This is a genomic window from Flavobacterium caseinilyticum (assembly GCF_004349085.1).
Classification (GTDB): domain Bacteria; phylum Bacteroidota; class Bacteroidia; order Flavobacteriales; family Flavobacteriaceae; genus Flavobacterium; species Flavobacterium caseinilyticum.
Genome location: NZ_SMFM01000002.1, coordinates 65,301 through 80,480, shown reverse-complemented (window position 1 = coordinate 80,480; position 15,180 = coordinate 65,301). Strand labels below are relative to the sequence as shown.

The window sequence follows — 15,180 nt, the reverse complement described above, 5'->3', positions numbered from 1 at the left end:
AATTAAGAAATACCTTGCTTATAAAAAGGATGATTTATTAAACTCATAAACCTATCGTGATGTGATTTTCCAAAATCAAAATCCTTTGCATCAAAGGTTTTAATTATACTTCCTTTTCTAGTTACAATTTTCCAATAATCGTATGGAATTTTGTTAATTATGTATGGATGATGACTTGTTGCAATAAATTGAATATTATTGTTGTCATAAATCAAATCCTCCGTAAGAACATCAATACAGTTTAGACCGAGACTATTTTCAAATTCATCTATTAAGATTACTGTACCTTCATTCCACAGATACATTTCTGCAATATGTATTAGTGTTCTTAACATACCTGATGACATTCTATTGTGTGGAATCCATTTCTCAACTCCAATTTCTTTTATTTGAATAACTGTTGCTTCAAATATAAAACTTGAAAAATCATTGTCAACTATTGGTTCAACTTTTAAGTCTTCAATTTGAGGAAATACTTCAATAAATCTGGATTTAATTTCTTCAAAAGTTGGCTTAGAAATATCATAAACTAAAGCAAATTTATGAAATGTGTCTAAATCACTTTCTTTTATTTGGTCAAATGTTTTGTATTTATTTTTAAGTTTTTCAATACTTAAATGGCTATATCTTATACCTTCTTTTTGTGTATGATCTCTAAAGATGATTAATTTGAAACTGTCATAAATTTCTTTAATTAATTCTTCTTCTTTTAAAATATTAATAGCACTTTCAGTGGAGATAAGTTTTGGCATTTCTTTTCCACTAAAGTTAAAAACATTATTATCTCTAAAAATTATTTCTTCACCATTTAATAATATTTGTTCAGAAATGATTTTGGGTTTAATTTTGTCTTTTTCGTCATCAAAAATGTCAGGAATAAATTCGTTTTTTAATTTAACATTTTCAAATTCTCCTTTCCATAAATATGTGTTGCCACTTAAAGTTTGAAAATTAACTTCCCACTTTACTCCGTTTTGGCTACTTCCGTCGGCAATATGTTTTAAAGTATAAATTGAACGAAGTATTTGAGTTTTTCCAACTCCGGATACGCCAACTAATAATGTTAAATCAAAGAAATTAATTTCTTCAAATCCCCATTCTTGTTCTGTATTCGTATATTTTATTGAAAGAAGTTTCATTTGTTTTTAAAATTTATTTTACAAAAATAAACATTTTAAATTATTATTATTAATATTTTGTAACCATTCGCAATCGTTATGAAATTTTTCATGATGGTAGACAACTTGCATTGATAGAAAGTAGTGACTATAAGCCCAAATAAGATAGATTTGCACAATATTTTGTTTTTTATCCTCAACAAACCTAACAAATTTACTCTCAAAAAGCTAATTTAACTATAAAAAAAATCTGACGAATTGCCACAATAATAAACCGACTGAAAATTACTTCTCAGTCGGTTTGTATTTTAAAATATTCGTTAAATTTTTATCCCAAAAACACTTTCAATTCCTCATAAGTTTTAATTTTTACGCTTACTTTTACCTTTCCTAAAACACTTTCAATTTGTGTTGGAATCGGCAGTTTTACGTTTAATGTTTGTTCCACGGTGTCTAAAAACTTAATTGGGTGAGCGGTTTCTAAGAAAATACCAATCGCAGTCGGATGATTTTGTAATTCTTTTTTTAATCCCAGGTATCCAACAGCCCCGTGTGGTTCAGCAATGTATCCTTCGGTATTGTAAATGGTTTTCATGGCTTCAATCGTTTCTGCATCAGAGAACGTAAACGAAGAAAAATCTTTTTTGAACTGCTCCAAATCATTTTGGTACATTTCCTGAATTCGGATAAAATTACTTGGATTTCCGACATCCATCGCATTCGAAATTGTGGCGATTGAAGGCATCGGATCGTAAATGCCGTTTTCTAAAAATCTCGGAACCGTATCATTTACATTGGTGGAAGCTACAAAATGTTCGATAGGCAATCCCAATTTTTTAGCAATAATACCTGCGCAAATATTTCCAAAATTCCCGCTTGGACAAGAAAAAACTATTGGTTTGTTTTCTTTCTTTAAGGCTTTATACGCAAAGAAGAAATAAAACATTTGTGGCAACCAGCGCGCAATATTAATAGAATTTGCTGAAGTCAGGTTTTTATGTTTTAGACTTTCATCCAAAAATGCTTTTTTCACCATATCCTGACAATCATCAAAAACACCATCTACTTCCAGCGCTTTAATATTCTGACCTAAAGTAGTCAATTGGCGTTCCTGAATATCGCTCACTTTTCCCGATGGATAAAGGATAATCACTTCAACGCCTTTCACACCAAGAAAACCGCTGGCTACAGCACCACCAGTATCACCAGAAGTCGCTACAAGAACAGTGTTTTTACTGTTTTTATTATCTTTATTGAAATAACCCAAACAACGTGACATAAAACGCGCGCCTACATCCTTGAAAGCCATTGTTGGACCATGAAACAATTCTAGGGAATAAATGTCTTTTTCCACCTGGACAACTGGAAAATTAAAACATAAAGTTTCGGCAATGATATGCTTTAAGGTTTCTTCAGGAATTTCATCGCCCACAAATTGTTGAATCGCTTCAAAAGCAATTTCTTCATGGCTCATATTCTCAATTGCATCAAAAAAAGTTGGAGCTAAAGGAGTTATTGTTTCCGGGAAATACAAACCTTTATCAGTGGCTAGTCCTTTGATAAGGGCTTCTTTAAAAGAAACATTGGGTGCTTTGTGGTTTAAACTGTAATATTTCATTTGTATTTTTGATTGAAGATATTTTATTTTTGATTTTTTCGCAACAAGATTTATATCTATAATCAAAAATCATTAATCATAATTCTTAAATAATTTTTATTCCTTCATCATTGACTTTAGAAACGTGAATTTCATACGGTAAATTCATTTCGTCGTACACTGCGCTCATGGCTTTTGCGATTTTATCAGCGGTTTCCTCTCCTTTGCTTAAAGCAAAAATCGAAGGACCGGAACCCGAAATTCCGGAACCCAAAGCTCCGTTTTCGTAGGCTGTTTTCTTGATTAAATCAAATCCGGGAATCAAAACAGAGCGCAGCGGTTCTACGATTTCATCGTGCAACGAACGTCCGATCAAATCATAATCTTTGGTATATAATCCGGCAATTAATCCGCCCACATTTCCCCATTGCGTAATAGCACTTTTCAAGGAAACGGTTTGTTTCAATACCGAACGCGCATCTGAAGTTTTTAACTCAATTTGAGGATGAATCACGGTGGCGTACAATTCCGAAGGACTTTCTATTTTGATAATATCCAACGGATTCGAACTTCTCACCAGCGTAAAGCCACCCAAAAGGGCAGGAGCAACGTTATCAGCATGAGCGTTTCCGCTGGCTAGTTTTTCGCCTTGCATCGCGAATAAAACCAATTCTTTTCTGGTGAATGGACGTCCCAATAATTCATTGATTCCAAAAACTGCCCCAGCCGAACTAGCGGCACTGCTGCCAATTCCGCTTCCGGCTTTGATATTTTTATATATTTCTATTTCGAATCCAAATTCGGTTTCTACCGCTTCCAGCATCGCCAAAGCGGATACTCCGGCAACATTTTTTTCGGTTTCCAAAGGCAAGTCGGCACCCACAATTTTAGTGATGCGAATCCCTTTTATGTTTGATTTTCGAATAATCATTTCGTCACCCGCAGTTTCTAAACAAAGTCCAAGGACATCAAATCCGCAGGAAAGATTGGCGATAGTGGCGGGGCAAAATATTTTTATTTCGTTCATGTTGTTTTATTTCAGGTTTAAAGTTTAAAGTTGTTGCCAGTTGTAGAACTTGAAACTTTAAACAAAGAAAACTTTAAACTATTTTTATACGTTTCCAATTCTAATGACATCAGCAAATATTCCTGATGCGGTAACTGCAGCTCCTGCGCCGGCACCTTTTATCAATAAAGGTTGGTCCACATAACGATCTGTAAAGAATAATACGATGTTGTCTTTTCCTTCCAAATTGTAAAAAGGATGGTCTTTGGGAATGAATTGTAAACCAACATTCGCTTTTCCGTTTTCGAATTGCGCCACGTATTTCAAACGAGAATTTTTGCTCAACGCTTCTTGATAAATAGTCTCAAAATGAACTGCATGTGTTTGCAAGGATTCGAAAAACGCTTCATTTGAAGTGGTATCCAAACATTCAGCAGGCATAAAAGATTCGTTGGCAATTTCTTCAATTTCCATTTTATAACCACTTTCTCGTATCAAGATTAGTATCTTCCGGGCAACATCAACTCCACTCAAATCAATTTTTGGATCTGGTTCGGTAAATCCTTGAACTCCAGCTTCTTTAACTACGTTATGGAAAGTGTTGTTTTCATCAAAATTATTGAAAATAAAGTTCAAACTTCCCGATAAAACTGCTTGAATTTTATTGACTTTGTCACCTGATGCAATCAAGTTTTTTACCGTGTCGATGATTGGTAATCCAGCCCCAACGTTAGTTTCAAAAAGGAAGGGAGAATTGTATTTTCGCGATAAGTTTTTCAGGTTTTTATAAGAATCATATGCAGAGGAACAAGCAATTTTGTTGCAAGTTACTACTGCGATATTCTGTTTTAAAAATTTTTCATATGTTTTAGATATACTTTCATTAGCTGTGATATCTATAAAAATACTATTTCGTAAATTTAGCTCTTTTACATTTTCAATAAAGGACTCTTTGTCTGCAGCTTCTCCGTTATCTAAAACAGATTGCCACATTTTTAAATCGATTCCATCGACGTCAAAATGCATTTTTCGAGAATTAGATAAAGCAATTACGCGAAGGTTTATCTTCAAGTTATCTTTTAGGAATTTGTTTTGTTGACTAATTTGATCGATAAATTTCTCCCCTACATTCCCAACGCCCATTACAAACAAGTTCAGCTGTTTGATATTGTCTTCAAAAAATCGTTCATGCAGTGTATTTAGTGCTTTGTTGACGTCTCTTTGATTGATTACAGCTGATATATTTCTCTCGGAAGCCCCTTGTGCAATCGCACGAATATTGACGTTATTTTTTCCTAAGGTACTGAACATTTTACCACTTAATCCTTGATGATTTTTCATTTTTTCGCCCACTAATGCAATGATGCAAAGGTTTTTTTCGATAATGCATGGCTCAATTTTATGTTGCAAAATTTCAATTTCAAATGCTTCGTTGATTGCCTTTTCCGCAATTTCGGCATCATTATTTAAGATTCCGATACAGATAGAATGTTCAGACGAAGCTTGAGTAATAAATATAACGTTGATATCATTAAGCGACAATACTTCAAATAGTCGTTTCGATGAGCCTGAAACCCCAATCATTCCGGAACCTTCAAGTGTGATTAATGTAATATTTTCAATATGACTAATTCCTTTTACGGGATTTGTATTTGAAATGGTTTGTTCTGAAATATAAGTTCCCTCTGCTTCTGGCTCAAAAGTATTCTTGATATGTATTGGAATGTTCTTCCGCAAAACGGGCTGAATAGTTGGAGGAAACAAAACTTTGGCGCCAAAATGAGATAATTCCATCGCTTCCTGATAGGAAATAGAAGCGATGGGCTGCGCTTGCTTTACGATTTTTGGATTTGCGGTATACATTCCGTTGACATCGGTCCATATTTCCAGATTAGTTACATCCAGTGCTGCTGCTAAAATTGCAGCTGTATAATCAGAGCCACCGCGACCTAGTGTAGTGTTTATACCGTCTATTGATGATGAGATGAAACCAGGCATAATTACTACCTGACTCTCATTTGAAGCAAAAAAATCACTAATTAACTGATTTGAAACTTCAAAATTCACCGCCGCTTTGCTAAAATGATTATCTGTTTTTATCAGTTCACGACTGTCTTTGTAACTGCAATTTTTCATATTTTGCTTGAGTGCCTCCGCAAAAATATAAGAAGATAATAATTCACCAAAACTTAAAATAGTGTCAGAAGTTCGAGGAGAAAGTTCTCCCAATAGAAAGCAACCATCCAGCAGGGTTTCAAGATGATTTATAATTCTTTTAATATGACTCAATAAACTGCTTTGCTCGTTTACAGGAATTAATTCTTTCAAAGCATCTAAATGTCTTTTCTCAATATCAGCTACAATCTCTTTATAACTATCGTTATTAGACGCAGCTGTAACTGAGGCTAGCTGAAGTAAATCGGTTACTTTGCTGAGTGCAGATACCACTACAATCAGCTGATCATGTTTCGCCTGATTTTGAACTATTGCTAAGGCTAACTCTATATTTTGCGCATTGGCTACAGAAGTTCCGCCAAATTTTAATACTTTCATCTTGTTTGTATTTATTTTATAAAAAAGGAAACACTATTATATATGTGGTATCTTTTCCTTTTAAAGAAAAAAATACAAAAATAGGATTATATGTAAAGTATATACCCCACAGGGGTTGTAGTTGTTGTAGCGATAGATATAACAGGAATAACAACCCAAATTTGAGCTGTTATCGAAGAGTAATATGTAGTCCTATTTTCTATCATAATTGTTTATCAAAAGTACAGTTTTTTAGAAATAGAGTGCTCTTATAAATGCGTTTTTGCGAATATTTTAATAATTCAGCTGCATATAGACCATAATTGTATATTGTTTAATTTTGGAGGTATAAATTGAAGCTATTCTTATAAATGCAAAATGTTAAAAATCTTTACTATTTCATTTCATCACTTTAATTAAATTATTTCCGTGAATTTTAATTTATTGTAATGGATCTAAATAACTGGCACGTAACCTTATTGTGCTGTAATTTCTAACATTATTTGGGCAACAAACAATATTACTTTTCCACGCTGGTTTGTTAAAGGTTTAAGGAAATGTAGCTTTAATATGTTTTTCGCTTCAAAAATTAAATGATCAGCAATAAATGTTGTGTATTAATATAGATTTACTGAATTTTACCCATTAAATATAAAATACAAATGACCAATATACATTATGTAAGTACTGCATTGCTGAATTTTGATGTCTTACAGGAAATTATTGTACAAAATAAATCTATTGCACTCTCTGAAGAAGCTAAAGTAAATATTCAAAAATGCAGGGATTATTTAGACAAAAAAATGGCTTCTCATTCAGAACCCATATACGGTATAAATACAGGTTTTGGATCGCTTTGTAATGTGAAAATATCCAACGAGAACCTATCAAAACTACAGGAAAATTTAGTAAAATCTCATTCTTGCGGAACGGGTGAGGAAGTGCCGATCGATATTGTAAAGTTGATGTTGTTGCTTAAAATCCAATCCTTAAGTTACGGACATTCCGGAATTCAAATACAAACAGTAGAGCGCTTGATTGCTTTTTATAATAATGATATTCTACCGGTAATTTATACACAAGGCTCGCTGGGAGCTTCAGGTGATTTAGCGCCTCTGGCCCATTTATCATTACCGTTATTAGGAGAAGGCGAGGTGCATTTTGAAGGAAAGAAAGTGCATTCGAGCGAAGTTTTGAAACATTTTGATTGGGAGCCTATTGTTTTACAGTCAAAAGAAGGGTTGGCTTTGTTAAACGGAACGCAGTTTATGAGTTCCTATGGAGCGCATATTCTGATGAAAGTCAGTAAATTTTCTTATTTGGCTGATTTGATAGGAACAATTTCTTTGGAGGGTTTTGACGGAAGAATTGAACCTTTCAACGAACTAATTCATTTTATTAGACCTCACAAAGGACAAATTGTAACAGCCAAGCGCATAAAAGGATTTCTTGAAGGAAGCGAAATTATGGAACAGCCTAAAAATCATGTGCAAGATCCTTATTCGTTTCGATGCATTCCTCAAGTTCATGGCGCTTCAAAAGATGCGATTGATTATGTCAAAAAAGTGTTTAAAACAGAAATCAATTCGGTGACAGATAATCCTAATATTTTCATTGAAAGCGATCAAATCCTTTCCGGAGGAAATTTTCATGGCCAGCCGTTAGCTTTGGCACTGGATTTCATGGCGATTGCATTGGCGGAATTGGGAAGTATTTCTGAGCGAAGAACCTTTCAGTTGATTTCAGGAACTCGAAATCTTCCGGCGTTTTTAGTCGATAATCCGGGTTTGAACTCTGGTTTGATGATTCCTCAATACACAGCCGCCAGCATTGCGAGCCAAAACAAGCAATTGGCAACTCCCGCTAGTGTGGATAGTATAGTTTCCAGCAACGGGCAGGAAGATCATGTCAGTATGGGAGCAAATGCTGCTACCAAAGCATTACGCGTTTTGGATAATCTGGAACGCATTTTAGCTATCGAATTGATGAGTGCTTCGCAGGCCATTGAATACAGAAGACCACTACTATCAAGTGATTTTATTGAAATGTTCTTACTGGCGTATCGCCAAGAAGTTCCCGTGATTAAAGAAGACAGGATTTTACATTATGACATCGAAAAGACAGTTTGTTTCCTGAATACTTTTCAAATAGAAAATGATTTGTTAACAATGGCTTAACATTAGCAGGTAATAATGAAGTAATTTTGCCGGACTAAATTTTAATAAGATGAATATAAATAATTTTTTCCAATTTTTGGTTCCTAAAGACAAGAAATTTTTTCCACTCTTTGAAGAAGCATCAAGTAATTTAATTGAAATTGCTATTAATTTGCATGACGCAGTAAACCTTCCGTTGAAAGAGCGTGAAGTTCTCTTTCAGAAAATTGATGTTCTAGAGCAAAAAGGGGAGGATATAACGCGTCAAACTAACCTTGAATTGAGCAGAAATTTTATCACTCCATTCGATAGAGAAGATATTTATTCATTGATAAGTTCAATAGACAATGTTGCCGGAAATCTTCATGGTGCAGCAAGTAGAATGAGATTGTATCAAGTCGATAAAATTACAAAATCTATCAGAAAATTGACCGAAATTAATCTTGAAGCATGCCAAAACATTGATGTTGCGGTAAGAGAATTGAGAGATTTGAAAAAAATGAAAATCATTACAGATGCTTGTCTTCGGATTAATAAGTTAGAGAATAAATCAGATAATGTTTATGATAAAGCAGTTCTTGATTTATTTGAAAATGAAACTGATGCAAAAAACATTATCAAGTACAAAGAAGTATTGTCAGTTTTAGAAACTGCAACTGATAAATGTAAAAGTGTAGCGAGTGTTTTAGAATCAATTTCTGTAAAACATTCTTAATTCAATCGGTTTTATTCTGAAATTATAAATATGGAATTTACTCTACTTATAGTTATTATTGTGCTGGCTTTAATTTTTGATTACATCAATGGTTTTCATGATGCTGCCAATGCTATAGCTACTGTTGTTGCCACAAAAGTCTTAAGTCCTTTTCAAGCAGTAGTCTGGGCAGCTTTTTTTAACTTTTTGGCCTATTGGGTTTTTGGTTTTGGGGTCGCGGATACAGTCGCAAAAACTGCCAATACTTTGGAAATTGACTTGGTTGTGATCCTTGCTGGAGTTATAGCTGCAATTATTTGGAATTTGTTTACTTGGTGGCAAGGAATTCCATCCAGTTCCTCTCATACTCTTATTGGAGGATTTGCAGGAGCGGCCATTGCTCATGCGATTGCGGTTCATGGTTTTTTTGGCTACGAAGTAGTTGAAGGAACAGAAATTCATACAGCATATTGGTATGATACTGTAAACTGGTATACCGCAGGAAAAAATGGTGGATTCCCTTCTGGGGTTTTAATTATTGTTGCTTTTATTGTTTTGGCTCCTTTAATCGGTGCTTTAATGTCGTACTTAATCTCTATTTGGCTTCTTAATGCTTCTAAAAGAAGTATCTATCCTAAAATTTTTACAGCTGGATTAATGCTGCTAACTATTTGGTTTGTGGAAAGTCAGATGGTGTACTTTGAGGAAATTAAGAAACCACGTTTCGACTCCCATTTTTGGAGTGTTGTATTTGAATCACACAATATTAAGTGGTTTTTAGTTGCGTTTATTGTTTTGTCAATAAGTTCTTTTTGCCTGATTTTTAGCAGTTTAAATCTTTATCAGTCAACGTATTGGTTAAAGAAAATGCAATTATTATCATCAGCTGCTTTTAGTTTAGGGCATGGTGGAAATGACTCCCAAAAAGTAATGGGTATTATAGCTGCGGCTGTAACTGTTTACATTCAAACTAGTGGTATCGCACAGGAAAGCTTACCGGATTGGTTAGATGTGGTTCTTCCAGATGAAAATGGAGCTTTCAAAATGCCAGACTGGATTCCGCTGGCATGTTACTCCGCAATTGCTGCAGGTACTTTGAGTGGTGGTTGGAAAATTGTAAAAACAATGGGGTCAAAAATTACAAAAGTAACTTCTTTCGAAGGTGTTGCTGCGGAAACTGCAGGAGCATTGACCTTATATTTTACGGAACATTTTAAAGTGCCCGTAAGTACCACGCATACAATTACCGGGTCTATCATTGGTGTTGGACTAACTAAAAGAGTTTCAGCAGTGCGATGGGGTATGACCGTAAGTTTATTATGGGCATGGGTTTTAACCATTCCAATTTCAGCTGTTTTGGCGGCAATTATATACTATGTTTTCAGTATTTTTATTTAATGCTAATTATCAATTATAAAAAAACCATTCTCACTGAGAATGGTTTCTTATGCATTTAAGATATTGTAGCACTTTAAAAAAATTAAGAATGAAGTTTAAATTCTAATAACTTTTGTTCTAATTTCTCTGTTACAATGGGATTGACGAAGATTGTTTTCACCGCATGTACTATTAATATTTCCGTGTGCTTTTATTTATTGCCAATTTAACATCTTTGAAAAATTCGATTCCTTCTTCACGCATGGCCTTTTTTAATTCATCGGAAGAAATATTTAATTTTTCTAATACTTTAAAATCCAAATTCCTGTTATGGATGGACATATGCGTTTTTTTTTAAAGTTAGAATTTCTAAATTTCTTAATGGATTGTAAATGGCTAGTGGTTGCTATTTTAATTTAAAATTCTTTTCAATCGCTATTATCATCTCTCCAGCTATATCTTTATTGGTAGCGCCTTCAATTCCTTCAAGTCCCGGGGACGAATTTACTTCCAGTAATAAAGGTCCTTTGGCTGAGCGAATAATATCTACCCCTGCCACTTTAAGATCCATTGCCTTCGTTGCTTTTATGGCGATGCGCTTTTCTTCAGCGGTAACTTTAATAATTGATGCAGTTCCACCAAGATGGATATTGGCTCTAAATTCACCTGGCATTGCTTCACGTTGAATAGCTGCAACGACTTTTCCATCAATCACAAAACACCGAATATCTTTCCCGTTTGCTTCTTTTATGAATTCCTGCACTAATATGTTGACATTTAAACTTTTGAAAGCATTTATAACACTTTCAGCTGCTTTTTTTGTCTCTGCCAATACGACTCCTTTTCCTTGTGTACCTTCAAGAAGTTTTACGATTAAAGGAGATCCTCCCACCATTTTAATCAAATCATCTGTATCTAATGGAGAATTTGCAAAACCGGTGGTTGGGATGTCAATACCGCTATGCAGCAGTAACTGCAATGAATATAATTTGTCACGAGATTGTGTAATTGCGTTAGATGAATTTAAGCAAAAAACATTTAGTGCTTCAAATTGTCTGGTCAATGCACAGCCGTAAAAAGTAATGCTGGGTCTGATCCTAGGAATAATAGCATCAAATTGATTAAGTATTTTACCACCGCGATAATGGATTTCAGGCGTTTTTGCATCAAGTTTCATATAACATTCCTTGATATTTAGAAAGTGCATTTCATGGCCACGCATCTCTCCTGCCTCCATAATACGCTTATTGCTGTATAATTCAGGATTACTGGCCAAAAGCCCGATTCGCAAACCGGCAGTCGCTTTCTCAGAATTCTTATATAAATCTTTTAGTGTAGCGGTTGTAGGTTGTCCTAAAAGATACTTTTGTTCGGGATCAACAAGAACTCTTCCGCTCATGGCTTCACGGCCTAAAAGCATTCGAAAACCCATGGAATCTCGATTAGTCAACGTCATTTCTATTGGCCATTGAGAACTGCCAATTTGAAGATTTGTTTGAATAACGTAGCGCTGCTCTCTAAAACCACTGGAACTCTTAACGATGCGCTTGTCAACAAGCGGCGCTTCACAATGTATTACAGTCTTCTGATTATTTTGTATCGGGTTGATGTCAAATTTCACCCAATTATTTTCATTTTTAATGAATGGAGCAATGTTTACAGCATGTAAAGCTGATGTTTTTGCACCCGAATCCACGCGGGCTTTAATCGTAGGAATTCCTAATTCTGGAAAAGAACACCATTCTTCACTACCAAGAATTATTTTTTTATCTGACATAAATTAATTTTATTAAACCTTTTGTATAAAAATCAAATGTAAATATTTGTTTTTAAAAAAAGCGTATTTGATGTAAAGAATAAACCCGTTATGTTATAAAAACGTAACGGGTTTATTTCAAGATTTGAATGTATACTTTACAGATTGGTTGGCTCGCCAGCCTTATGGACTTGTACTGTTAATTCTTGAGCTCCCTCCTCAATATCCATGAAAATTTCGTCACCTGAGGCAATTTTTGAAGTGATAATCTCTTCAGCAAGTGCATCTTCAACATATTTCTGAATGGCTCTTTTTAATGGCCTTGCTCCAAATTGTCTGTCGAAACCTTTATCAGCGATAAAAGCTTTCGCTTTATCAGAAAGATTCAATTGGTAGCCTAATTCAGCAACACGAGCGAATAATTTTTTCAATTCGATTTCGATAATCAAATCAATATCATGTTTTTCTAATGCATTGAAAACAATTACATCGTCAATTCTATTAAGGAATTCAGGAGCAAAAGTTTTTTTCAACGCGTTTTCAATAATGCTTTTCGAATTGTCATCAGCTTGAGCTACTTTGGCAGCCGTTCCAAAACCAACACCCTGTCCAAAATCCTTCAATTGTCTGGCTCCAACATTCGAAGTCATGATGATTATGGTATTTTTAAAATCGATTTTTCGGCCTAAACTGTCTGTTAAATAACCATCATCCAAAACTTGTAATAACATATTGAAAACATCGGGATGCGCTTTTTCAATTTCATCCAATAAAACTACGCAATATGGTTTTCTGCGAACTTTTTCTGTTAATTGGCCACCTTCTTCATAACCTACATATCCCGGAGGCGCTCCAACTAAACGAGAAATCGCAAATTTTTCCATGTATTCACTCATGTCAATACGGATCAGCGCATCTTCAGAGTCAAATAATTCTTTCGCCAATACTTTCGCCAACTGGGTTTTACCCACACCGGTTTGTCCCAAGAAGATAAATGAACCTATCGGTCTATTTGGATCTTTTAGTCCGGCACGATTTCTTTGTATCGAACGGGCAATTTTCAAGACAGCTTCCTTTTGTCCAATAACTTTATTTTCAATTAGTTCTGGTAGCTTTGCTAACTTATTACTTTCAGTTTGCGCGATACGATTTACCGGAATCCCGCTCATCATGGAAACTACATCGGCAACATTGTCTTCGGTAACTTCTATTCTGTTATTTTTGGAATCTTCCTCCCATTGTTCTTGAGCAACGGCCAAATCTTTTTCGATGCGTTTTTCATCATCTCGGAGTTTAGCGGCCTCTTCGTATTTTTGTTTTTTAACCACAACGTTTTTCAATTCACGCACATCTTCTAATTGACGTTCGAGATCTAAAATTTGCTTAGGAACTTCAATATTGGTAATATGAACTCTAGAACCTGCTTCGTCTAATGCATCAATAGCTTTGTCCGGCAAGAAACGTTCGGACATATATCTGTCTGTTAATTTCACACATGCTTCAATTGCTTCTTGTGAGTAGGTAACATTGTGATGGTCTTCGTATTTGTTTTTGATGTTGTTCAAAATAGTAATCGTTTCAGAAACTGACGTAGGTTCCACGATAATTTTTTGAAAACGTCTTTCCAGTGCACCGTCTTTTTCAATATATTGTCTGTATTCATCTAATGTTGTTGCACCAATACATTGAATCTCTCCACGAGCTAATGCTGGTTTAAACATATTCGATGCATCCAACGAACCTGTTGCGCCACCGGCACCAACAATAGTGTGGATTTCATCTATAAATAGAATGATATCGTCGTTTTTTTCGAGTTCATTCATGACCGCTTTCATGCGTTCTTCAAATTGTCCACGGTACTTTGTACCCGCAACAAGACTGGCCAAATCCAAAGTGACCACTCGTTTATTGAATAAAGTGCGCGATACTTTTTTCTGAATAATTCGCAACGCTAAACCCTCGGCAATAGCTGATTTTCCCACTCCGGGTTCCCCGATAAGTAATGGATTGTTTTTTTTACGACGGCTCAAAATTTGAGAAACACGTTCAATTTCTTTCTCGCGTCCTACAACAGGATCTAATTTTCCTTCTTCGGCCATTTCTGTTAAATCCCTTCCGAAATTATCTAAAACAGGAGTCTTCGATTTTTTATTGGATTTATTGGCCGGATTGTTGAAAGTTCCTTCTTTCAGACTGTCATCTTGTCCTGAATCGTCGTTGTACGATTCGTTTCGCGGCAAGTTTTCTATAAAATCTTCTTCGTTTGGCGTCATGTTTAGATATTGTTCTTTAGCTACGTCATAATCAATTTTAAGTTTATTCAGTAGCTTGGTTGTTGGATCGTTTTCGTTTCGTAATATGCACAACAATAAGTGTGCAGTGCTGATTGAAGAACTTTGAAATACTTTTGCTTCAAGAAAAGTGGTTTTCAAGGCTCGTTCTGCTTGTCGTGTCAAGTGTAGGTTTTTCTTTTCAACATTTATTTCAACACTTGGACTTGCTGGGCTTAAGATCTCTACTTTTCTGCGCAAATGGTCCAAATCAACATCCAGGTTATTCAATATTTGAATTGCTTTTCCGTTTCCGTCTCTTAAAATACCCAGCATTAAGTGTTCAGTTCCTATAAAGTCGTGCCCTAATCGCAAAGCTTCCTCTTTGCTGTAAGTAATAACGTCTTTTACTCTTGGTGAAAAATTATCATCCATAATATATATTTGATATCGTAAATTTAGTGAATTAGTGATAGAAAAACAAAAACCATTCCTATAAGAAGTCGTGTCAGCTAAGAGACAAAAATAATCATAATATTAAAGTTAAATTTCCCTTAAATTATTAACGAAAGGCGAAGTTTAATTTGTTAATAAATCGTTGAAATAAGTGACTTAAAATTGGGTTAAAAATTTCAAAAAGGTGTATATTGGCACGTTTTGAAACTAATATAATT

General features: G+C 34.7%; 10 protein-coding genes. 3 read left to right on the top strand and 7 right to left on the bottom strand.

The window, feature by feature from the left end; genetic code table 11:
• Window positions 1-2: 2 nt before the first annotated feature.
• The 4 genes from E0F89_RS04825 to thrA all read right to left on the bottom strand — a co-directional run bounded on the left by E0F89_RS04825 (window position 3) and on the right by thrA (window position 6,274).
• Window positions 3-1,139 carry an AAA family ATPase gene (locus tag E0F89_RS04825; protein WP_131908723.1) on the bottom strand — a complete coding sequence of 379 codons (1,137 nt, stop codon included), beginning with the start codon at window positions 1,137-1,139 and terminating at the stop codon, window positions 3-5.
• A gap of 307 nt (window positions 1,140-1,446) precedes the next feature.
• Window positions 1,447-2,736, bottom strand: a complete 1,290-nt coding sequence (gene thrC / locus E0F89_RS04820; protein ID WP_131908722.1) for a threonine synthase — start codon at window positions 2,734-2,736, stop codon at window positions 1,447-1,449.
• Window positions 2,737-2,821: 85 nt separating this feature from the next.
• Window positions 2,822-3,742 carry a homoserine kinase gene (locus tag E0F89_RS04815; protein WP_131908721.1) on the bottom strand — a complete coding sequence of 307 codons (921 nt, stop codon included), beginning with the start codon at window positions 3,740-3,742 and terminating at the stop codon, window positions 2,822-2,824.
• A gap of 84 nt (window positions 3,743-3,826) precedes the next feature.
• Window positions 3,827-6,274 (bottom strand): bifunctional aspartate kinase/homoserine dehydrogenase I, encoded by a 2,448-nt coding sequence (gene thrA / locus E0F89_RS04810; RefSeq protein WP_131908720.1) that lies wholly within the window; start codon window positions 6,272-6,274, stop codon window positions 3,827-3,829.
• A gap of 641 nt (window positions 6,275-6,915) precedes the next feature.
• Between thrA and hutH the strand changes: the two genes are divergently transcribed.
• The 3 genes from hutH to E0F89_RS04795 are packed head-to-tail and all read left to right on the top strand — an operon-like array spanning window position 6,916 to window position 10,501.
• A complete protein-coding gene (hutH, locus tag E0F89_RS04805; protein WP_131908719.1) occupies window positions 6,916-8,430 on the top strand; it encodes a histidine ammonia-lyase in 1,515 nt (504 codons plus the stop codon).
• A 49-nt stretch (window positions 8,431-8,479) separates the two neighbouring features.
• Complete coding sequence (locus E0F89_RS04800) at window positions 8,480-9,124, top strand: DUF47 domain-containing protein (protein WP_131908718.1); 645 nt, start codon at window positions 8,480-8,482, stop codon at window positions 9,122-9,124.
• Window positions 9,125-9,154: 30 nt separating this feature from the next.
• A complete protein-coding gene (locus E0F89_RS04795; RefSeq protein WP_131908717.1) occupies window positions 9,155-10,501 on the top strand; it encodes an inorganic phosphate transporter in 1,347 nt (448 codons plus the stop codon).
• A gap of 171 nt (window positions 10,502-10,672) precedes the next feature.
• On the opposite strand, the gene E0F89_RS17065 is transcribed toward E0F89_RS04795, so the two are convergent.
• The 3 genes from E0F89_RS17065 to E0F89_RS04785 form a co-directional block, all read right to left on the bottom strand.
• Entirely contained in the window at window positions 10,673-10,822 is a 150-nt protein-coding gene (locus E0F89_RS17065; protein WP_165929978.1) for a YetF domain-containing protein, read from the bottom strand.
• A 64-nt stretch (window positions 10,823-10,886) separates the two neighbouring features.
• Window positions 10,887-12,257 (bottom strand): 30S ribosomal protein S6--L-glutamate ligase, encoded by a 1,371-nt coding sequence (rimK, locus tag E0F89_RS04790; protein WP_131908716.1) that lies wholly within the window; start codon window positions 12,255-12,257, stop codon window positions 10,887-10,889.
• Window positions 12,258-12,394: 137 nt separating this feature from the next.
• Window positions 12,395-14,941, bottom strand: a complete 2,547-nt coding sequence (locus E0F89_RS04785) for an ATP-dependent Clp protease ATP-binding subunit (RefSeq protein ID WP_131908715.1) — start codon at window positions 14,939-14,941, stop codon at window positions 12,395-12,397.
• Between the last annotated feature and the right edge of the window lie 239 nt (window positions 14,942-15,180).